Below are 18,863 nucleotides of genomic sequence, written 5' to 3' on the forward strand. Positions count from 1 at the left end.
TTAACATTTTTAAGTAAAAATAATTGACTGTGAAGACTCAAAAACGACCGATTGCTATAGATTTATTCGCGGGTGCGGGAGGTATGACCCTCGGTTTTGAACAGGCTGGATTTGATGTTTTAGCCGCCGTGGAAATTGACCCAATTCATTGTGCTACCCATGAATATAATTTTCCCTTTTGGAAGGTGTTTTGTCAAGGCATTGAAACCCTGACAGGATTAGAAATTAGACAGGATTCTGATATTGGAAATAGAGAGATTGATGTGGTGTTTGGGGGGCCACCTTGTCAGGGTTTTTCGTTAATGGGAAAACGAGCTTTTGATGATCCTAGAAATAGTTTAATGTTTCATTTTATTCGGTTAGTTGATGAATTACAACCGAAATATTTTGTTTTAGAAAATGTTCCAGGTTTAACGGTGGGAAAACATCGACAATTTATTACTGAGATTATTGATAAGCTGCAAAATCAGGGTTATCAAGTCATAGAAAGCTATCAAGTCTTAAATGCTTCCTATTATGGTGTCCCTCAAGATCGATCACGTTTATTTATTCTAGGATCTCGAAAGGGTTTACCCCTACCTGGTTATCCTCAACCCGTGACAAAATCGCCAAAAGTTAATCCTAAAATTGATCATAATTTTAATAACTTGTCTCCCTGTCCGACGGTTTGGGATGCTATAGGAGATTTACCAACTATTGAACAATATCCTGAGTTATTCTTGAAAGATTATACCATAGCCGAATATCAAAAATCAAGTTTTTATGCTCAATTATTGCGGGGATTACTTGCGGTTAAGGATAATTTTTCCTATCCTAGAATTTTCGATCAAAATTTGTTAACTTGTAGTTTGCGATCGCGCCATTCTCCCACCTCTACCGCCCGATTTGAAGCCACGGAATGGGGAAAAACCGAAAAAATTAGTCGATTTCATAAACTCCATCCCCAAGGTTTATGTAATACTTTAAGAGCCGGAACACCTAGCAACCGAGGAGCTTTTACTTCCCCCCGTCCGATTCATCCCTATACCCCCCGATGTATTACGGTCAGAGAAGCCGCCCGCTTACATTCCTATCCCGACTGGTTTAGATTTCAGGGGACAAAATGGCACGGTTTTCGACAAGTTGGAAATTCTGTTCCGCCACTATTAGCTAAAGCTGTTGCTTCAGAAATTATCAAACTTTTGGGGATAATTCTCAGTCAACCAACGGAGAAGAAAAAATTAGGTGATGATGCGTTATTATATTTTAATATATCCCAAGCAGCAAAACGCTATAATGTTGATCCTAATATAATTGAGCCTAGAAAAAGAAAAAATCAGGGTAAATAATTGATATAGCAATCCCCAATAGTTTATAATAACGTACAACTGACATGAAACAGCCAGAAGTATTATTTCTAAGCCCTGCGTGCACGGGGGGTTTGGGGGGGCTTATTCCCTTTTGCTCAAGAATTTAGAATTGCTATAAGCTGTTGTGCATTTAAACTGTATATTCCAGCGAGCGAGGACGCTCGCACTGCATAAGATTCAAGATTTCTGCATGACCAATTTAGATGCTGAACAGCTTATAATAGAATTAATGTCTAAATGAATTACAATCAATTCTATGGCTAAATCTATTAATCCTAATGGATTAGATATTACTCCCTATATTGACCATACCTTACTGAATCAAACGGCAACACCGGAACAAATTCAACAGTATTGTTATGAAGCAGAAAAATATAAATTTGCCAGTGTTTGTGTGTTTCCCAGTTATGTTAAACTAGCAAAAGAACTACTGCAAGGAAAATCCACAAAATTATCTACTGTGATCGGATTTCCCACCGGAGCTACAACTTCCAAAGTTAAACTCTATGAAGCTCAAGAAGCGGTTGAAAATGGCGCGACGGAATTAGATGTGGTGATTAATTTAAGTTGGCTGAAAACAGGAAAAACCGAAGAATTGCATCGAGAAATTGCCGAAATTTGTGAAGAAACTGGACAAACGGTTAAGGCAATTATTGAAACCAGTGTACTAACAGAGGAGGAAAAATGTTTAGCCGTTGAGGTCTTAATGGATACGGGAATTGCTTATATTAAAACCAGTACGGGATGGTATGGTGGGGCGACAGTTGCAGATATTGAACTAATTAAATCCGTGACCAAAGGACGCATCGGAATTAAAGCCTCCGGCGGCATTAGTACATACCAACAAGCGGTGGATTTAATTGTCGCGGGAGCCACTCGTTTAGGAACTTCTCGGGCTGTTGATATTTTAAAAACCGAAACCAAAAAAGAGAGTTAATAGACAAGATTAAATGAGTAAAACCTATAGTGCTACAGGGATTAATTTAAAAGCTCAACCCTTTGGAGAATCCGATCGACTTTTAACCATTTTAACGCGGGAATTTGGATTAATTAAAGCCATTGCCCCCGGAGCTAGAAAAGCAAAATCTTCACTAGGAGGACGGAGTGAATTATTTGTTGTGAATCAATTATTAATTGCTAAAGGGCGATCGCTTGATAGAATAACTCAAGCCGAAACCGTCACTACCTATGGAGGCTTAAGTAAAAATTTAGGTAAATTAGCCGCTAGTCAATATTTAGCAGAATTAGTCCTAAGTCAAGCCCTCGGCGACCATCAACAAGAGGATTTATTTATCCTACTCAATGAACATTTAAACCGTTTACAAACTCTTTCTAATTCCCATTTAATTGCTAATTCCACTCATATTATTGCCTGTTTAACCCAAGGAATTTTTCATCTTCTCGCCCTCGCTGGAACCGCACCTCAAGTACAATTATGTTGTTTAAGTCAACGACGACTTCAGCCTAATTTTACCGATGAACATTGGCGAGTTGGGTTTAGTATTGAGACGGGGGGAATTATTAATTTATCGGAGTGGACTCCATCCGCTCTCAAACCGAAAAAACCGATTACCGTTGCCTCAAAACCCCCTACAGTTCAGGAGTCTGGGAATTTTTACACCATAGAAAGTGTTCCTCAACCTCAACTTAAAATTAATACGAAACTCACCGCCGGACAGTTAGCAATTCTGCAACACTTAGCCCAACCCGAACTCCTTAACCCAGAGGTATCGTCCCGTGAACTGATTTGGGCTTGGGACTGGATGACCGTAGAACGGACATTACGACAATATACAGAATATCATTTAGGGTGTTGTATCCGTTCCGCGTCGCTGATTGATACCTTTACCCACCAATTTATTATTGATCCCCCATTCTAATATTAGTCATGCCACTGATCCAATTAATCATTAAAATGTTGAGGAGAGAGTGTCAATTTTCGCTCAAGCCTGACTGCTCTTAGAATACTGATTTAAGATTATAAGATGCGATCGCCAGATTTAGAAAAAAACTTTGAATTCCATCCACCCTTGGCCATTATGAAAGATTGGGAGACTGACTCCTTGATAGAAATTACCCCGTCTAGTTCCGCAGAATTGGACAATGGAAAAAATCATTCCGATCACAATGGCCCTGTTCCCGAACCCCCAGGGGAAGAAGAACGGGGATTTTTACCCGTCCTGAGAAACAAAAATTTCCTCGCCCTTTGGAGTGGACAACTGTTTTCTCAACTAGCAGATAAAGTTTATTTAGTATTAATGATTGCGATTATTTCTACTCGATTTCAACAGGCTGATCAAACCATTAGCGGTTGGGTATCAGCAATTATGATGGCGTTTACTATTCCTGCAATTTTGTTTGGGGCGGGTGCGGGAGTATTTGTAGATCGATGGTCAAAAAAAGCGGTTTTAGTGATTACTAACTTATTACGCGGGGGTTTAGTTATGGCTTTACCCCTAATTTTATGGCTATTTCAAGATCAACAATTCGGTCAATTACCCGTTGGGTTTTATATTTTATTAATCACCACTTTTTTAGTTTCTACCTTAACTCAATTTTTTGCTCCGGCGGAACAATCGGCGATTCCTTTAGTTGTGGAAAAACGCCATTTATTATCCGCTAATTCTCTTTATACAACAACCATGATGGCTTCGGTGATTGTGGGGTTTGCGGTGGGAGAACCTTTATTAGCCCTAGCGGATTTAATTTCTAATCAAATCGGTTTACAATCTATAGGAAAAGAATTAATTGTCGGGGGAGAATATGTAATTGCTGGGTTAATTTTGATGCTTTTAAATACCCAAGAAAAAAATAATAATGCCGACCATGAACAACCTCATGTTTTAGAAGATTTACGCGATGGGATTCGTTATTTAAGCAATCATACTTTAATTAGAAATGCTTTATTACAATTAATTATTCTGTTTTCTATTTTTGCCGCCTTAGCGGTTTTAGCCGTGCGTTTAGCCGAAATCATTCCTGAGATTAGTTCCTCCCAATTTGGCTTTCTATTAGCCGCAGGAGGGGCTGGAATGGGCATTGGTGCAACAGTTCTGGGTAATCTAGGTCATAGATTTACTCATTTCCAATTGGCGTTAATTGGTTCTTTTGGAGTCGCCGGATCATTAGGGGGATTATCCCTATTTAATGAACGATTATGGCCGACTTTGATCCTAATTTTATTATTAGGAATTTTTGGAGCAATTGTAGCAATTCCGATGCAAACCACAATTCAAGCCGAAACCCCCGAAGCAATGCGAGGAAAAGTCTTTGGTCTTCAGAATAATGCCATTAATATTGCTTTGAGTTTACCCTTAGCTTTGGCGGGATTTGCCGAAACTTTAATCGGGTTATCTAATGTATTTTTAAGTTTAGCAGGATTAGCGATCGCCGGAGGTTTCATAACTTGGTTAATCTCTCGAAATGCACCCCATATTATAGAAGGAGAAAAAACTTAAGTTATAATTTAGCCAATAATTTTATAATTTAGTTAACAATTTTATAATTTAGTTAACAATTTTATAATTTAGTTAACAATTTTATAATTTAGTTAACAATTTTATAATCTAGTTAACAATTTTATAATCTAGTTAACAATTTTATAATCTAGTTAACAATTTTATAATCTAGTTAACAATTTTATAATCTAGTTAACAATTTTATAATCTAGTTAACAATTTTATAATCTAGTTAACAATTTTATAATCTAGTTAACAATTTTATAATCTAGTTAACAATTTTATAATCTAGTTAACAATTTTATAATCTAGTTAACAATTTTATAATCTAGCGAACGAGGACGTTCGCACTGCTATTAATTAATATTTGATTCTAACGCAGTGCGAGTATCCTCACTCGCTAATACTCATAACCAACACTCGCTAATACTTAGAAAACTAAATCCTATGAATGATGATCTTCTGTTGTTAGAAAAAGTAGCTCAATTTGTGTTAACAGGTAAAGGAGAAAAGCCAAATTCTTCTATGATCGCTGAAACCTTAATTAGATGTGAAAATCAAGCCAAAAAAACCAAAGAAAAGCATAGCTTTGAATCCTTGGTCGGAAATTGGCGACTTTGTTGGGTAAGTGGAACCCAGAAAATCCGTAAACAAGCCGGAATTGTTAAAGGAAACGGACTTTATATTCCTAGTTTTTTGAATCTACAAATTATCTATTCTCGATATCCCCATCCCCTCTTAACAATAGAAGTACCCACAGAAATAGACGCCGGAATTATTCAAAATTGCGTTCAGTTAAATCAGTTTAATTTAACGCTAACTGGCCCCGCTAAATTCTTAGAAAAAAAGAATATTCTCGCCTTCGATTTTACCAATCTTACCTCTAAACTATTTGGCTTAAATATCTATGACGGTAAAATGCACGGAACCTCAAGTAATGCCCAACAATTTTATCAAGATTCCATTAAAAAACAAGCCTTTTTTGCCTTTTTTGTGATTACTCCTGATCTAATTGCAGCTAGAGGTAGAGGCGGTGGTCTTGCCCTCTGGACAAAAGTTTAAAAAGCAGATACCAAACCCTTGTATCATAGAAAATTAAGTGACTTTTCAACACTGAAATTACGCCCTAAATTTGCATTTGTAATCAACTATGGCAACCCTTAACGATAACTACCTCAAACTCAAAGCCGGATATCTGTTTCCCGAAATTGCCCGCAGGGTGAATGCGTTTGCAGAAGCCAACCCCGACGCCAAAATCATCCGTTTAGGCATTGGCGACGTCACCGAACCCTTACCCCAAGCCTGTCGCCAAGCCATGCTTCAGGCCGTCGAAGACATGGGCAACCGTGACACCTTCAAAGGTTATGGCCCCGAACAGGGTTATGCTTGGTTACGCGAAACCATCGCCGCCCACGATTTCCAGGCCAAAGGTTGCGATATTGACGCCGATGAAATCTTCATTTCTGACGGTTCAAAATGTGACACAGGCAATATTTTAGATATTTTTGGAAACGATAATATTATCGCTGTAACTGACCCGGTTTATCCCGTTTATGTCGATACAAATGTGATGGCAGGACACACCGGAGATGCTAATGAAAATGGAGAATATGGGGGATTAGTTTATATTCCAATTACGGCGGAAAATAATTTTACTGCTGCTATTCCTACCCAAAAAGTTGATTTAATTTATCTCTGTTTTCCTAATAATCCCACGGGGGCAACGGCAACTAAAGAACACTTAACCGCCTGGGTCGAATACGCGAAAGCCAACGGTTCTATTATACTATATGATGCCGCCTATGAAGCGTTTATTTCTGACCCTAATTTACCCCGTTCTATCTATGAAATTGAAGGAGCAAAAGATTGCGCCATTGAGTTTCGTTCCTTCTCCAAAACCGCCGGATTTACCGGAACTCGTTGCGCCTTTACTGTTGTTCCAAAAACCTTAACAGCTAAAGCCAAAGATGGTTCCGATGTGGAATTATGGAAGTTATGGAATCGTCGTCAAGCCACTAAATTTAACGGCGTTTCCTATATTATTCAACGGGCGGCGGAGGCAGTTTATTCTGAAGCAGGAAAGGCTCAAGTTAAGGCGTTAATTCAATTTTATATGGAAAACGCCCAAATTATTCGGGAGCAATTAACCTCGGCTGGATTAAGCGTTTATGGAGGAGAAAATGCCCCCTATGTTTGGGTAAAAACTCCCCAAGGTTTATCGAGTTGGGATTTCTTTGATAAGCTGTTACAAACCTGTAATGTTGTGGGAACTCCGGGTTCTGGTTTCGGTGCGGCAGGTGAAGGATATTTCCGTATTTCTGCTTTTAATAGTCGGGAAAACGTAGAGGAAGCCATGCGTCGAATTACCGATAAGTTTAAGGTTTAAATTGTTGGGTGGGCAATGCCCACCTGATTAGGATAAAATTATGAATTAGTTTGTATACATTAATTTGACGGTCAAATGACGGAATTTATTGATCATTTTAAACTCCCTTATGTTGATTTATTAGATAGAAAAAATTTACCAAATTGTCCCCCTATTTATTTTGCGATAGATTCACAGAATAGAGTGCTTTATGTAGGACAAGCCACTAATTTAGCCACCAGATGGAAAAATCATCGCCGAGTATATCAATTACAAGAAATCAATAAAGATTCTCTAGTGAGAATAGCTTGGCAACCTTGGACTTTAGAAGATTTGAGTGAAGCTGAAAGATATTTTATCAACAATTCAAAAAAAGACTTAAAATAGTTGTGCTAAAATCCGATTAGTTCTAATTGTGGTTGAGTTATGCGAACCGTTGAAGAATTAATTACAGAAGCATTATCTTTACCCAGTGCGTCGAGGGTGCTTCTCGTCGAGAAATTAATCGAAAGTTTGGAGTTTGATGTTGATGAAACGATACAAACACTATGGATAGCAGAAGCCAAACAGCGTCGAGATGAAATATGGACTGGTATAGTGCAACCCATACCAGGGGAAGAAGCATTAAGTCAGATTTTGAGGAGTGTAAATTATCTGGCTAGTACAACTTCTTATCCCTAAAGTTAATCTATAATTAAAATATCATTTACGATTTCTAAAATTTATGCCTGAAACTAAAATTAGTTTAGATGAACCCCTGCAAAATGCTCTGGCTGAAATTTCACGAGAAACGGGCAAAACTGAAAGTCAATTAATTAGCGAAGCAGTTGAACGATTAATTAAAGACTATCAACGGCAAAACCGATATTTATTAATACAACAAGCTAAAGGAATATGGGCTGATCGAGAAGATATCCCTGATGTACAACAATTACGTCAAGAATGGCAGAGATTTTAACAAATTTTATTATTAAATATGCCTATAAAATTATTAAAAGAGAGGTGTTAGATACCTTTTTTCTTGCCTTTGAAATTGTGCCTATTAATGAAGAAATTGCTATTAAAGGGGGATTATATCGCCGAGATTATGGAAAAAGTCATGGTGTAGGACTGGCTGATGCGTTAATTGCTGCTACTGCTGAAGTTAAACAAGCTCACTTAGTAACTTTGAATCAAAAACATTTTCCAATGCTAGATACTGTGATTGTTCCTTACAAAAAACAATAATTTATTCAATTGTAATCAGGTTGATTTTAATGAGTGGTAGTATGATCGCCGCTTCGTAGGCTGGGTTGACAACAGGAAACCCAGAATTGCTTTTCTCTGGTAGCACTAACCAGAAGCCAGATTGCACTTTAAGCTGTAACTGTGGATGCGATCGCAAAGCTAAAATGAGACAGCGATCAGTGTATCGGTTTTGAGTTAGAGGCGATCGCTGATAAACTATCTATAGAAACAAAAATATAAAATTTTTAAGGAGATAAATATGACCTTTAGTGAAGTCGTAGAAGCTATTAAAACCCTATCATTGGGCGAAAAAAAAGAGATACAATCTCTTTTGGAACAGTTTTTAAGAGAAGAGCAACGTGACGAAATTTATCAAAACTATTTATTAGCCAAACAGAACGAGAAAGAAGGAAAACTAAAATTTTCCTCAGATATTGATCAACTAATGCAGTTTTTAGAAGAATAATGATAGAAATTAGTTTTGATGATTCTTTTAAGCGAGCCTTCAAAAAACGTTTTCAAGGCAACCATTAGTTAGAAAGAAAATTTCGGATAAAGCTAGAAAAATTCAAAGAAAATCCGTTTGATCCATCTCTCAAAACTCATAAATTATCAGGTAAACTTAAAGAACTGTGGAGTTTTAGTATTGAGTATAATCAAAGAGTGATATTTTATTTTACAGACGAAGAAAAAGCCGTTTTTGTTGATATTGGTAATCACGATCAAGTCTATTAATTGAAAGCGATCGCCGAAAACTCACGACTCACGGTAATAGCGATCTCAATACTCTGAATATAATTCGGACTATCGTGTAAGAGTCTTTGAATTTTTTGAGCTATAGTATTGTCATACAGAGTTATGACAAGCAAAATATGAGAGTTAATGCAAGGCTCGATAGCGATCGCGCTAATAAGTTTAATTACATTCGCCAGCGTACCAATCAAGGTGTGTCTGACATCATGAAAGCGGCGATCGATCTTTACTATGAAAAATTATATCAAGAATCCTCTGTAAAGCCTTTGCAACTTCTTAGGGAATCAGGGTTGATTGGTTGTGCTGAAGGGGACTCTGATTTGTCGGTTAATTACAAGCAATATCTGACTGAAAGTCTTAACGAAAAATATGGTCATCGTTGATTCTGGCTTTTGGATAGCATTAATCAATCGCCGTGATGATTATCATGTTCTCGCTCAAGAAGTTTTAGATACGATTGATGAGCCTCTGGTTACAACATGGTGTGTGATTACGGAAGCTTGTCATATTCTCTTGAAACGTACAGGCACAAATGCTCAACAGACGTTTATTCATAGCTTAGAAATTGGTGTTTTTGAGGTTTTTGATCTCAAGGTTCAAGATGGGAAAAGAATCAGTGAATTGATGAATCAATATAGTTCTCTGCCAATGGATTTAGCGGACGCTTCATTGATTATTCTTGCGGAACATTTGGGGCATGGGCGGATTCTATCTGTGCCAGCAATTAAAATAAACCACAGCGTAAAAAGACAAAAAGAAGAATGAAGTATAAAAACATAAGAGAAGAAGAACTAAAAAATAAAGTTGGTGCAGACTGGTTTAAGCAATTTGACACAACCGAAATTTTAGGAAATATTGACTTTACTGTTTTTCCAAAAAATGACAGTTTATTTGGACGGACACCACTTTTATGGGCAGAAGCTAAAACAGGAAATTTTGACGTTCCGACTATGTTTGTGCAACTTATTCTAACTATCGGTAAAGCACGAACGTTTGACAAAACATTGCCTCCTGCTTTTTTGGGTGCTTTTGACTTCAAAAAAATTGCTTTTGTTGAGTACAGTAACGTTCAAGATATTTTTTATCTCAATGATTTTAACTGGAACGTAACGCCAAGCAACCACGAAACAAAAGAGTTTCGACTCATCAAAGAACGTATTGAAAGTACGCTCAAAGAAAATACTTATGTTTTTGATTTTGAAAAAGACGATAAAGAACTACGAACATTTATCAAAGACAACATAGCCAATGCCACAACAATAAGTAAAATAAAGATTGATAAAAATAATTTTATTCCTATTTATTTAAGATGGATTGAAACGGTAAAACCTATCATTAATGTAAATTGGGAAGAACTCAAAAAAGCCAATATTTTAGACAGCGATTTTTATCTTGCAGACCTTTTTGTGGACGATAAAGACACCCAAAACATAGAAGATGACAGCAGCATAAGAGATAATTTGTTTGTCGTTTTTCAGAATCAAGGCTATAAAATAGCCAAAGAAAACCTCAAACAAATGTTTGATGCTACCATAAACATTAAAAATAAAGATATTTATTCCCAATTTTGGAAACTCTACAAACGACCACCACTCAAAGATTTTCAAGATTATATCATCGAACGTAGAGATTTACTTACGCCACAAGACATTAGAGAACGAAAAGGTGCTTTTTTTACGCCACGAATTTGGGTAGAACTTTCACAAAAATATCTTACTGATTATTTAGGCGAAAACTGGCAAGACGACTATACTATTTGGGATTGTGCAGCAGGAACAGGAAATCTTTTGGCAGGACTGACCAACAAATACAACATTTACGCAAGTACATTAGACCAAGCTGATGTAAACGTAATGCACGAGCGTATAGAACACGGAGCAAATTTATTAAAAAATCACGTTTTTCAATTTGACTTTTTGAATGATGACTTTACTAAACTCCCTCAAAGTTTGCAAGACATTATTAACGATGAAGAAAAACGTAAAAAATTGATTGTTTATATTAATCCTCCGTATGCAGAAGGGGGAAGTAGTAAGCAAAAAACTGGAACAGGAGAGTATAAGAAAGGAGTAAATGAAAATAAAATCCACGATAAATATCACGATAAGTTATCTGGAGGAAATCGAGAACTATTTGCACAATTTTTAGCAAGAATTTATTTTGAAATCTCTGGTAGTAAGATTGCAGAATTTTCAACCTTAAAAATTCTGCAATCTTCTCACTTTTTAGATTTTCGTCAGCATTTTAGAGCAAAGCTTGAAAAAGTTTTTTTAGTTCCTGCTGATACTTTTGATAATGTAAAAGGGAAATTTCCTATCGGATTTAAAATTTGGAATACCAATAAAAAAGATATTTTTAAAGAAATTGAAGCTGATATTTATGATAAAAAAGAAAGTTTTATAGGTACAAAAATTTTATATTCATACGAAGATTTTGAATATTACAGTAAGTTTGTAAATTCAATTAAATTAAAAACAGGATTTACCATTGGTTGGTTGGAAGGGACTACAAGAAATTCATTTCAACATAACAGTATTATACAAATTGTAAATAGTAAAGAACAAATGGCTGTTCCTCGTGGAATGTTTGTTTTTTCGGAAAACTTAATTAAGTGTTGCGTTTGTTATTCAGTTCGTAAAGCAATCGACGCAACTTGGCTAAACGACCGAGATCAATTTTTATTTCCAAATGATGGTTGGCAAAATGACACAGAATTTCAAAACGATTGTTTTATTTATACACTTTTTAACAATAATATTCAAAGCAAATTTGGCACAAACCATTGGATTCCCTTTACTGAGCAAGAAGTAAATGCACAAGCGAGATTTGAAAGTCATTTTATGACTGATTTTATCAATGGAAAAATCAAAGTAGAAGAAGAAACGGTTTTATTTGGTTCGGCAAGTTCTCCAAATCAAAAAAGGGAATTTTCAGCAGAAGCAAAGGCAGTTTTTGATGCAGGAAGAGAACTTTGGGGCTATTATCATAAACAGCCAAATGTAAACGTAAATGCCAGTCTGTATGACATTAGAGAATATTTTCAAGGCAGAAATGAAAAAGGTAGAATGAACTCAAAAAGCAATGACGCACACTATATGCAGTTAATAGGCGAACTCAGAAACCAACTCAACTTTTTAGCCGACAAAATCAAACCGAAAATATACGAATACGAATTTTTAAAAGAATAATAAATGATAGAAATTAGTTTTGATGATTCTTTTAAGCGAGCCTTCAAAAAACGTTTTCAAGGCAACCATGAGTTAGAAAAAAAATTTCGGATAAAGCTAGAAAAATTCAAGGAAAATCCGTTTGATCCATCTCTCAAAACCCATAAATTATCAGGTAAACTTAAAGAACTGTGGATTTTTAGTATTGAGTATAATCAAAAAGTGATATTTTATTTTACAGACGAAGAAAAAGCCGTTTTTGTTGATATTGGTAATCACGATCAAGTCTATTAATTGAAAGCGATCGCCGAAAACTCACGACTCACGGTAATAGCGATCTCAATACTCTGAATATAATTCGGACTATCGTGTAAGAGTCTTTGAATTTTTTGAGCTATAGTATTGTCATACAGAGTTATGACAAGCAAAAATATGAGAGTTAATGCAAGGCTCGATAGCGATCGGGCTAATTCATTGACTCCTAATTCGTAATTCGTAATTAATAATTCTTAATTTTTTGAATTGCCCATTTTGCCCTAGCTCTAACTGCCAGAACTTCATCAATATTTGCTAATTGTTGTAACTGTTCTTGAATTTTATTCAACCATTCTGGTTGAGTTTTTTGAATAGCTATTGCTAAACCCTCTAACCCAAAAACACCCGCATATCTAACAATCCATTCGGGATCTTCTACGGTTTTTTGTAATATTTTAAAAGTTTCAAATTGAGCATCAGCAAGTTGTTCAAAAGGTAATTTGTCCCAGTGAATATTCCCTAATCCTCTGGTAGCTGCCCGACGAACACTTAAAGCAAAATCACTCCCGGCGGATTCTAATAAAACCTCTAAACCACGAGGATCACCAATACCTGATAAGGCACGAATAGCCCAAGCCCTTGCCCCATAATTATAACCATCCAATTGTTCTAATAAGGGAATAACCGCAGGTTCACCCAACTGAGTTAATCCATCCACCGCAGCCACCGCAGCCCCAGGATTATTATAGCCTAAAACGGTAATTAATGTCGGAATTGCTTCAACAGAATTAGCTTGAGCTAAGGCAGAAACAGCTTTAAATAAAGAGGCAGCAGAATCAGCTTTTTCAACAGATTGAATTAATATTTGTACAGTCATATTTTTACTATTAGCTAATATTTTTTATAATAAATAATCCATTAATTCCATGACTTCAATTGCTGATTCAGACAAATTAAAATCAGAAGTATCGGTTAATTGATATTCTAAAACTCCTTTTAAAGCAATTAATTTTAAACTATTTTCTGCAAAGGTTTCGGCGATCGCTTTTGCCCCAGGTAAATATCCAATTGCCCCTAAGTCCATTAAGGCGGTGCGGCGTAAGGTTAAATCATTGCCTTTTAACGCCTCTATTAACCGTTGTCCGTAGCTATTTTCGCCCGTTAATTGATACATTGCTCTGAATGCCGCATACCGAACTTTAGGCACGAAATGTTCTACAAACGGTTGAACAAACGGTATCGCAACGGTGGCTTTTAAACTGCCTAATGCTTCTAAAATGGCATCATAGGGTTGAACTAAATAGGGTTTTCCAGGGACAAATTGAGCGACTTCTAATCCCCCTTCTAATAATTTTATTAAGACGGGAACACAACGCTCATCCCCTAATTGTTCTAAAGATTGAGCCGCCGCCTCTCGAACATAAACATCAGCACAGTCTAAACATTCAATTAATGCCGAAACTGCCCGTTTATCTCCTAGTTTTCCTAAAGCTCTAGCCGCATTTCTGCGTAGGGGATAACCGCCTTCTTCAGTGCGATCGGATTCATCATTTAAAGCTAAAATCAAGGCATCTACCGCCCCCTGTTCATTCACTCGAAAACGTCCTAACCACCAAGCCGCATAATAGCGATGTCCTAATTCTTCATGGCTAAGATTAGCGATCGCTTGTTCAATGGTTAAAGATTCTTCCTCTTGAGTGCTATTGTTTTCCGTTGATTCATGCCCTAAATCTTGCATTATGTTAAGGTGTACTGTTTTCAACCTATTGATCATAGCAGAAATCAGCAATCAAAGGGAAGTCCAGATTTAAGTTCAACAGGACTTACGCAGATGCGCTATGCGTATATCTGCCATGACTTACGCAAGCACGCTATTTTTGATGGTTAAATATCACCAGGAGAAAACATAATTAAATGGCGTCTTAACTTTCCCAACCTCAAATCACTCATTAATCCATTGATTGATTTTTCATTCCTTAGCTGTAATGCGATCGCCCGATTCCACATTAATTTCCGATTGCTTCTTAATATAATCAATCACCACATCCGCCAATAAAAATCCCGTATCAACTTGATTTTTACCCGATTTCATCACCTCATAACCATCTCCCCCAATCGACATAAAATTATTCGCAACGACTCGATAGGTAGCAGTTAAATCCAGGGGTTTTTCTTGTCCCGATTGATCAACAATAGTAACGGAAATAACGCGATCACCCGCCGGAGCTTTGGGGTCATAAATAAACCTTAATCCTGACACTTGGGGGAATCTTCCCTCTCCTAATTCCACTTGACTGACACCATGTTCTAAGGCTTGTTTGAGTTGTTCTCCGGTTAAATCTAAACGAGCAATTGTATTCCCAAAAGGCATGACTTCAATCACTTGACTAACACTAATATTTCCGGCGGGAATACTAGACCGAATTCCTCCAGAATTTAATAGGGCAATTTGAGCGCCATCGGGTCTTAATTTATTTAACATGGCATCGGTAATTAAATTACCTAAATTAGTTTCTTGAGTTCTAACTAAATCTCGACTTCCTTCTAAGGGAGTTAAGGTTTTTCCAATAATTGTTTGACGTAAGACCTCTAGGGAAGCAGAAAATTTTTCTAACTGTTTGGCAAAGTTGGCATCCGGTTGAATTTGATCATCAATAGCATGGGGTATTCCTTTCCAAGAAGTTACTTCTCCTCGGCGATTAAATTTAACTTCTAAATCCCCTAAATATTTCCCCCATTCCCAAGACGTGACTACTAAAACTTTTTTACCCTTTGGTGTGGTTTCAACAATAGGATAGGGTTGTTTAGCATTGGGCATTGAACCTAACGGTGTGTGGCTATGTCCGCCGATAATAATATCAATATCATTGACGGTTTTAGCCAGTTCTAAATCCGATTCTAAGCCAATATGGGTTAACCCAATAATTTTATTCACTCCTTGTTTTTTTAACTCAGAAACCGCTTTTTTTGCTGCTTGAATAGCATCAGTAAAACGTACTCCTTCCCCTGGACTTGACATATTAGCTGTAGCTTCTGTGGTTAAGCCAAATACCCCGATTTTTTTACCTTTAACCGATAGAATTACCCAAGGTTTTACTAACCCCGCTAAGGGAGAATTAGGCGCGATTTCAAGATTAGCCGAAAGCATAGGAAACTTGGCTTTTTTAATAAAATTAGCTAAAACAGTCTGTCCCCGGTCAAATTCATGGTTTCCCAGGGTAACTGCCTGATAATTCATCTGATTATAAAAGGGTAAATCCGCTTGACCTAAATATTGATTAAAATATAAAGTTCCTTGAAAAATATCCCCGGCATCTAGGAGGAGGGTTTCTTGAGAATTTTTGGTTTTTAAACTATCAATCAGGGTTTTACGTCGGACAATGCCGCCTAGTTCCTTGTCGTTAACGGTAACGGGTTCTAAGTGGGCATGATGATCATTACTATGGATAATTCTTAGGTTAAATTCAGGATTGAATAATCCTAAACTGGGGGGTGCGATCGCTAAAATTATTCCGACAAAAAATAAGATAAAACTGTATTTTAATATTCGTTTCATAAGTTTGATTGAAATTGGTATTTCCCCACGGAATAAATGATTTTAAACACTCCATAGGGAAATATAGCATAATTATGAGACAGTTTTAGATAAAATTTAACAAGTTGTGATTTGAGTTTTATGTTACTCCTGAGTCGTTTGCTCTACTGGGGTTTCTGGTGAATTTGATTGCTCATGAACCACTTGCGGGACTTCATAACTAATATCGCCAAAAACCGAAATAAAATTCCCCATTTCCGTGGTATCATTGACTACAGAAAACTGCTCAGGATACAGAATTACATTTTCATATTCAAAACCCGATTCTCCGGTTTCACTAAGAATAGTCAGGTCAACCGCATATCCCTCTTTAGGATGTTCATAACATTCGATTACTGTTCCAATTGTTCCCTTGGGAATTAGGGATTTTCCAAAATCTGCGGGAATATCCACTAATGTTTTAATCCGATCATAGGCTTGTGCTTTCATTTAAAATCCTAAAATGGAGTTGATTTATTATACTGGCATGAAGCAGTCAAAAGTATTAATAGACTATAATATAGCAATCCTAAATAGGTTGTAACATTTCAATACTGATATGAAACAGCCAGAAGTATTACCCCAGATCCCTCCCCCCCTGGCCCCTCGTGCACGGGGGGTTTGGGGGTCTGTTCCGGTGTTCCCTTTTGATCAGGAATTTTGAACACAACTCAAATGGGATTGCTATAGTAAATATAAATTGAATAAGAGGGCAACATGACCAACTCCAAAATAACAGGGAAAACCCTTAACCCCAACCCAGAGCATCGCAGCGACGGTAGCGAACTCATTCCTGCTGAAATTCCCACAAATGATCCCCAATCTCCTGATATTGCCGCTGAAACGGGCTACACTAAAGATGATGAAGGTTTGCTCAATAACTTTGCGGTCGAGCCTGATATCTACCCCTCGGAATATCCCTCAACCCGACAACAAAAACGATATATTTTCTTAGGAGCGGGGGCGGTTTTGTTCGTTGTTATTTTGGTAATGATTACCTTTTCTGTTAGCTAAATATTAATAGGTAGTGAGCAATGAGCGATCAAAAATGGGCGATAGTCAATTTTGGAATAGGTAATAGGTAATCTGATAATTTTGATATAATTGAACCGTAGCCAACTCAATTAGGATAAAATCATGGAAACTATTACAATACCCACACCCTTTGAGTTAACTATTGAACTAACAGATGAGCAGTTTTTTCAGCTATGTCAAAATAACCGGGATTTGAGATTTGAGCGCAGTGCATCGGGAGATTTAGCTATTATGCCCCCCACAGGTAGCGAAACTGGCAACCGAAATATTGATCTATCTTATCAACTGCAAAGCTGGAGTCGTCAAAATAATTTAGGATTAGCTTTTGATTCTTCAACGGGTTTCAGGCTTCCTAATGGTGCAAATCGCTCCCCCGATGCTGCTTGGGTCAGTAACCAAAGATGGCAGGTTTTAACCACAGCAGAAAAAGAAAAATTTGCTCCCCTATCTCCCGATTTTGTTGTTGAATTACGCTCAAAAACTGATTCCTTAGAAAAGCTACAGGCTAAAATGCAAGAATATATAGAAAATGGGACAAAATTAGGATGGTTACTAGATAGACACAATCAGCGTGTAGAAATTTATCGCCCTAATCAAATAGTAGAAATTATCCCATCTCCCCAATCTTTATCGGGAGAAAATATTTTACCAGGATTTATATTAGATTTGACAAATATTCTCTGAAATTATGTATAATTTTGATATATATAGCAATCCTAAATAGGTTGTAACATTTCAATACTGATATGAAACAGCCAGAAGTATTACCCCAGATCTCTCCCCCCCAAGCCCCCCGTGCATGGGGGGTTTGGGGGGGCTGTTCCGGTGTTCCCTTTTGATCAGGAATTTTGAACACAACTCAAATAGGATTGCTATATGTGCCAGTCCAAATCAGTTGTCTAAATTGCTTAAAATCAAATTCATCGTAGGGCGAAGCGTGCCGTCCCCCTCCAGAGGACTAAATTAGGATAAAATCATGGAAACTATTACAATACCCACACCCTTTGAGTTAACTATTGAACTAACAGATGAGCAGTTTTTTCAGCTATGTCAAAATAACCGGGATTTGAGATTTGAGCGCAGTGCATCGGGAGATTTAACTATTATGCCCCCCACAGGTAGCGAAACTGGCAACCGGAATATTAAAATTAGCACTCAATTAGAAATCTGGAGTTCTCAAAATAATTTAGGATTAGCTTTTGATTCTTCAACGGGTTTCAGACTTCCTAATGGTGCAAATCGCTCCCCCGATGCTGCTTGGGTCAGTAACCAAAGATGGCAGGTTTTAACCACAGCAGAAAAAGAAAAATTTGCTCCCCTATCTCCCGATTTTGTTGTTGAATTACGCTCAAAAACTGATTCCTTAGAAAAGCTACAGGCTAAAATGCAAGAATATATAGAAAATGGGACAAAATTAGGATGGTTACTAGATAGACACAATCAGCGTGTAGAAATTTATCGCCCTAATCAAATAGTAGAAATTATCCCATCTCCCCAATCTTTATCGGGAGAAAATATTTTACCAGGATTTGTATTAGATTTGACAAATATTATCTGAAATTATGTATAATTTTGATGGGGATTTAAGCCCCTACAAGAGTGTTGTATCAGTAAGGAGCGATTAATATGAATATTAAAAAATAATTAAAAAAACTCAAATGTATTGACAAAAGTGTTTAT

At 36.9% G+C, this 18,863-nt stretch carries 24 protein-coding genes; 18 read left to right on the plus strand and 6 right to left on the minus strand.

From position 1 onward, the window contains the following. Nucleotides 1-29 precede the first annotated feature (29 nt). The 11 genes from NMG88_RS21305 to NMG88_RS21355 all read left to right on the plus strand — a co-directional run bounded on the left by NMG88_RS21305 (nt 30) and on the right by NMG88_RS21355 (nt 8,865). Complete coding sequence (locus tag NMG88_RS21305; protein ID WP_227398130.1) at nt 30-1,328, plus strand: DNA cytosine methyltransferase; 1,299 nt, start codon at nt 30-32, stop codon at nt 1,326-1,328. A 277-nt stretch (nt 1,329-1,605) separates the two neighbouring features. Next, nucleotides 1,606-2,286: a deoxyribose-phosphate aldolase gene (gene deoC, locus NMG88_RS21310; protein ID WP_254033671.1), complete on the plus strand. Its 681-nt coding sequence runs from the start codon at nt 1,606-1,608 to the stop codon at nt 2,284-2,286. Between the two features lie 13 nt (nt 2,287-2,299). Continuing rightward, on the plus strand, nt 2,300-3,229 hold the full coding sequence (gene recO / locus NMG88_RS21315; protein WP_235752039.1) for a DNA repair protein RecO: 930 nt from the start codon (nt 2,300-2,302) through the stop codon (nt 3,227-3,229). 105 nt (nt 3,230-3,334) lie between these two features. After that, a complete protein-coding gene (locus tag NMG88_RS21320; protein ID WP_227398132.1) occupies nt 3,335-4,807 on the plus strand; it encodes an MFS transporter in 1,473 nt (490 codons plus the stop codon). A gap of 447 nt (nt 4,808-5,254) precedes the next feature. Further along, nucleotides 5,255-5,869, plus strand: coding sequence for a hypothetical protein (locus NMG88_RS21325; RefSeq protein WP_026797361.1), 615 nt, complete (start codon nt 5,255-5,257; stop codon nt 5,867-5,869). Between the two features lie 88 nt (nt 5,870-5,957). Continuing rightward, nucleotides 5,958-7,193: an LL-diaminopimelate aminotransferase gene (locus tag NMG88_RS21330; protein ID WP_235752040.1), complete on the plus strand. Its 1,236-nt coding sequence runs from the start codon at nt 5,958-5,960 to the stop codon at nt 7,191-7,193. 75 nt (nt 7,194-7,268) lie between these two features. Beyond that, a complete protein-coding gene (locus NMG88_RS21335) occupies nt 7,269-7,559 on the plus strand; it encodes a GIY-YIG nuclease family protein (RefSeq protein ID WP_235752041.1) in 291 nt (96 codons plus the stop codon). 39 nt (nt 7,560-7,598) lie between these two features. Then, entirely contained in the window at nt 7,599-7,853 is a 255-nt protein-coding gene (locus tag NMG88_RS21340) for an addiction module protein (protein WP_026797364.1), read from the plus strand. A gap of 43 nt (nt 7,854-7,896) precedes the next feature. Continuing rightward, complete coding sequence (locus NMG88_RS21345; RefSeq protein WP_026797365.1) at nt 7,897-8,130, plus strand: ribbon-helix-helix domain-containing protein; 234 nt, start codon at nt 7,897-7,899, stop codon at nt 8,128-8,130. Continuing rightward, complete coding sequence (locus tag NMG88_RS21350) at nt 8,115-8,399, plus strand: type II toxin-antitoxin system VapC family toxin (RefSeq protein WP_254035782.1); 285 nt, start codon at nt 8,115-8,117, stop codon at nt 8,397-8,399. The genes NMG88_RS21345 and NMG88_RS21350 overlap by 16 nt, the downstream gene beginning before the upstream one ends. 259 nt (nt 8,400-8,658) lie before the next feature. After that, complete coding sequence (locus NMG88_RS21355) at nt 8,659-8,865, plus strand: hypothetical protein (protein WP_026787491.1); 207 nt, start codon at nt 8,659-8,661, stop codon at nt 8,863-8,865. A gap of 265 nt (nt 8,866-9,130) precedes the next feature. Here the strand turns inward: NMG88_RS21355 and NMG88_RS21365 are convergent, their stop codons facing one another. After that, nucleotides 9,131-9,268 carry a hypothetical protein gene (locus NMG88_RS21365; RefSeq protein ID WP_158295789.1) on the minus strand — a complete coding sequence of 46 codons (138 nt, stop codon included), beginning with the start codon at nt 9,266-9,268 and terminating at the stop codon, nt 9,131-9,133. Between the two features lie 3 nt (nt 9,269-9,271). On the opposite strand from NMG88_RS21365, the gene NMG88_RS21370 reads away from it, so the two are divergent. From NMG88_RS21370 to NMG88_RS21385, 4 genes are read left to right on the plus strand one after another with little or no spacing between them, the layout of a single operon-like run. Further along, entirely contained in the window at nt 9,272-9,535 is a 264-nt protein-coding gene (locus NMG88_RS21370) for a ribbon-helix-helix protein, CopG family (RefSeq protein ID WP_026797367.1), read from the plus strand. Next, nucleotides 9,522-9,917: a type II toxin-antitoxin system VapC family toxin gene (locus NMG88_RS21375; protein ID WP_043938793.1), complete on the plus strand. Its 396-nt coding sequence runs from the start codon at nt 9,522-9,524 to the stop codon at nt 9,915-9,917. Before NMG88_RS21370 ends, NMG88_RS21375 begins: the two co-directional genes overlap by 14 nt. Continuing rightward, nucleotides 9,914-12,340: a hypothetical protein gene (locus tag NMG88_RS21380; RefSeq protein WP_254035783.1), complete on the plus strand. Its 2,427-nt coding sequence runs from the start codon at nt 9,914-9,916 to the stop codon at nt 12,338-12,340. Before NMG88_RS21375 ends, NMG88_RS21380 begins: the two co-directional genes overlap by 4 nt. A 3-nt stretch (nt 12,341-12,343) precedes the next feature. Further along, a complete protein-coding gene (locus tag NMG88_RS21385; protein WP_227351335.1) occupies nt 12,344-12,613 on the plus strand; it encodes a type II toxin-antitoxin system RelE/ParE family toxin in 270 nt (89 codons plus the stop codon). Here the strand turns inward: NMG88_RS21385 and NMG88_RS21390 are convergent. From NMG88_RS21390 to NMG88_RS21410, 5 genes are all read right to left on the minus strand, one after another. Then, nucleotides 12,610-12,747 (minus strand): hypothetical protein, encoded by a 138-nt coding sequence (locus tag NMG88_RS21390; RefSeq protein ID WP_158295789.1) that lies wholly within the window; start codon nt 12,745-12,747, stop codon nt 12,610-12,612. The genes NMG88_RS21385 and NMG88_RS21390 overlap by 4 nt on opposite strands. A gap of 71 nt (nt 12,748-12,818) precedes the next feature. Further along, on the minus strand, nt 12,819-13,451 hold the full coding sequence (gene cpcF / locus NMG88_RS21395; protein WP_026787490.1) for a C-phycocyanin alpha-cysteine-84 phycocyanobilin lyase subunit CpcF: 633 nt from the start codon (nt 13,449-13,451) through the stop codon (nt 12,819-12,821). Between the two features lie 24 nt (nt 13,452-13,475). Further along, complete coding sequence (gene cpcE, locus NMG88_RS21400; protein ID WP_026787489.1) at nt 13,476-14,312, minus strand: C-phycocyanin alpha-cysteine-84 phycocyanobilin lyase subunit CpcE; 837 nt, start codon at nt 14,310-14,312, stop codon at nt 13,476-13,478. Between the two features lie 231 nt (nt 14,313-14,543). Continuing rightward, entirely contained in the window at nt 14,544-16,130 is a 1,587-nt protein-coding gene (locus NMG88_RS21405; protein ID WP_227351336.1) for a bifunctional metallophosphatase/5'-nucleotidase, read from the minus strand. Between the two features lie 123 nt (nt 16,131-16,253). Continuing rightward, on the minus strand, nt 16,254-16,598 hold the full coding sequence (locus NMG88_RS21410; RefSeq protein WP_042156616.1) for a hypothetical protein: 345 nt from the start codon (nt 16,596-16,598) through the stop codon (nt 16,254-16,256). Between the two features lie 267 nt (nt 16,599-16,865). Here NMG88_RS21410 and psb34 point away from each other — a divergent pair, with 267 nt between their 5' ends. From psb34 to NMG88_RS21425, 3 genes are all read left to right on the plus strand, one after another. Further along, nucleotides 16,866-17,162: a photosystem II assembly protein Psb34 gene (psb34, locus tag NMG88_RS21415; RefSeq protein WP_235752046.1), complete on the plus strand. Its 297-nt coding sequence runs from the start codon at nt 16,866-16,868 to the stop codon at nt 17,160-17,162. Nucleotides 17,163-17,285: 123 nt separating this feature from the next. Next, a complete protein-coding gene (locus tag NMG88_RS21420) occupies nt 17,286-17,867 on the plus strand; it encodes a Uma2 family endonuclease (protein WP_235752047.1) in 582 nt (193 codons plus the stop codon). Nucleotides 17,868-18,159: 292 nt separating this feature from the next. After that, nucleotides 18,160-18,741, plus strand: a complete 582-nt coding sequence (locus NMG88_RS21425; protein WP_254035784.1) for a Uma2 family endonuclease — start codon at nt 18,160-18,162, stop codon at nt 18,739-18,741. The last annotated feature ends 122 nt before the right edge of the window (nt 18,742-18,863 follow it).

It is taken from the genome of Planktothrix agardhii (genome assembly GCF_904830935.1).
Lineage (GTDB): Bacteria > Cyanobacteriota > Cyanobacteriia > Cyanobacteriales > Microcoleaceae > Planktothrix > Planktothrix agardhii.

What these genes read in the sequence shown, in the direction of transcription:
- deoC (WP_254033671.1), top strand. Translation starts at nt 1,606, where the DNA reads ATGGCTAAATCTATTAATCCTAATGGATTAGATATTACTCCCTATATT.
- recO (WP_235752039.1), top strand. Translation starts at nt 2,300, where the DNA reads ATGAGTAAAACCTATAGTGCTACAGGGATTAATTTAAAAGCTCAACCC.
- NMG88_RS21320 (WP_227398132.1), top strand. Translation starts at nt 3,335, where the DNA reads ATGCGATCGCCAGATTTAGAAAAAAACTTTGAATTCCATCCACCCTTG.
- NMG88_RS21325 (WP_026797361.1), top strand. Translation starts at nt 5,255, where the DNA reads ATGAATGATGATCTTCTGTTGTTAGAAAAAGTAGCTCAATTTGTGTTA.
- NMG88_RS21330 (WP_235752040.1), top strand. Translation starts at nt 5,958, where the DNA reads ATGGCAACCCTTAACGATAACTACCTCAAACTCAAAGCCGGATATCTG.
- NMG88_RS21335 (WP_235752041.1), top strand. Translation starts at nt 7,269, where the DNA reads ATGACGGAATTTATTGATCATTTTAAACTCCCTTATGTTGATTTATTA.
- NMG88_RS21340 (WP_026797364.1), top strand. Translation starts at nt 7,599, where the DNA reads ATGCGAACCGTTGAAGAATTAATTACAGAAGCATTATCTTTACCCAGT.
- NMG88_RS21345 (WP_026797365.1), top strand. Translation starts at nt 7,897, where the DNA reads ATGCCTGAAACTAAAATTAGTTTAGATGAACCCCTGCAAAATGCTCTG.
- NMG88_RS21350 (WP_254035782.1), top strand. Translation starts at nt 8,115, where the DNA reads ATGGCAGAGATTTTAACAAATTTTATTATTAAATATGCCTATAAAATT.
- NMG88_RS21355 (WP_026787491.1), top strand. Translation starts at nt 8,659, where the DNA reads ATGACCTTTAGTGAAGTCGTAGAAGCTATTAAAACCCTATCATTGGGC.
- NMG88_RS21370 (WP_026797367.1), top strand. Translation starts at nt 9,272, where the DNA reads ATGAGAGTTAATGCAAGGCTCGATAGCGATCGCGCTAATAAGTTTAAT.
- NMG88_RS21375 (WP_043938793.1), top strand. Translation starts at nt 9,522, where the DNA reads ATGGTCATCGTTGATTCTGGCTTTTGGATAGCATTAATCAATCGCCGT.
- NMG88_RS21380 (WP_254035783.1), top strand. Translation starts at nt 9,914, where the DNA reads ATGAAGTATAAAAACATAAGAGAAGAAGAACTAAAAAATAAAGTTGGT.
- NMG88_RS21385 (WP_227351335.1), top strand. Translation starts at nt 12,344, where the DNA reads ATGATAGAAATTAGTTTTGATGATTCTTTTAAGCGAGCCTTCAAAAAA.
- cpcF (WP_026787490.1), bottom strand. Translation starts at nt 13,451, where the DNA reads ATGACTGTACAAATATTAATTCAATCTGTTGAAAAAGCTGATTCTGCT.
- cpcE (WP_026787489.1), bottom strand. Translation starts at nt 14,312, where the DNA reads ATGCAAGATTTAGGGCATGAATCAACGGAAAACAATAGCACTCAAGAG.
- NMG88_RS21405 (WP_227351336.1), bottom strand. Translation starts at nt 16,130, where the DNA reads ATGAAACGAATATTAAAATACAGTTTTATCTTATTTTTTGTCGGAATA.
- NMG88_RS21410 (WP_042156616.1), bottom strand. Translation starts at nt 16,598, where the DNA reads ATGAAAGCACAAGCCTATGATCGGATTAAAACATTAGTGGATATTCCC.
- psb34 (WP_235752046.1), top strand. Translation starts at nt 16,866, where the DNA reads ATGACCAACTCCAAAATAACAGGGAAAACCCTTAACCCCAACCCAGAG.
- NMG88_RS21420 (WP_235752047.1), top strand. Translation starts at nt 17,286, where the DNA reads ATGGAAACTATTACAATACCCACACCCTTTGAGTTAACTATTGAACTA.
- NMG88_RS21425 (WP_254035784.1), top strand. Translation starts at nt 18,160, where the DNA reads ATGGAAACTATTACAATACCCACACCCTTTGAGTTAACTATTGAACTA.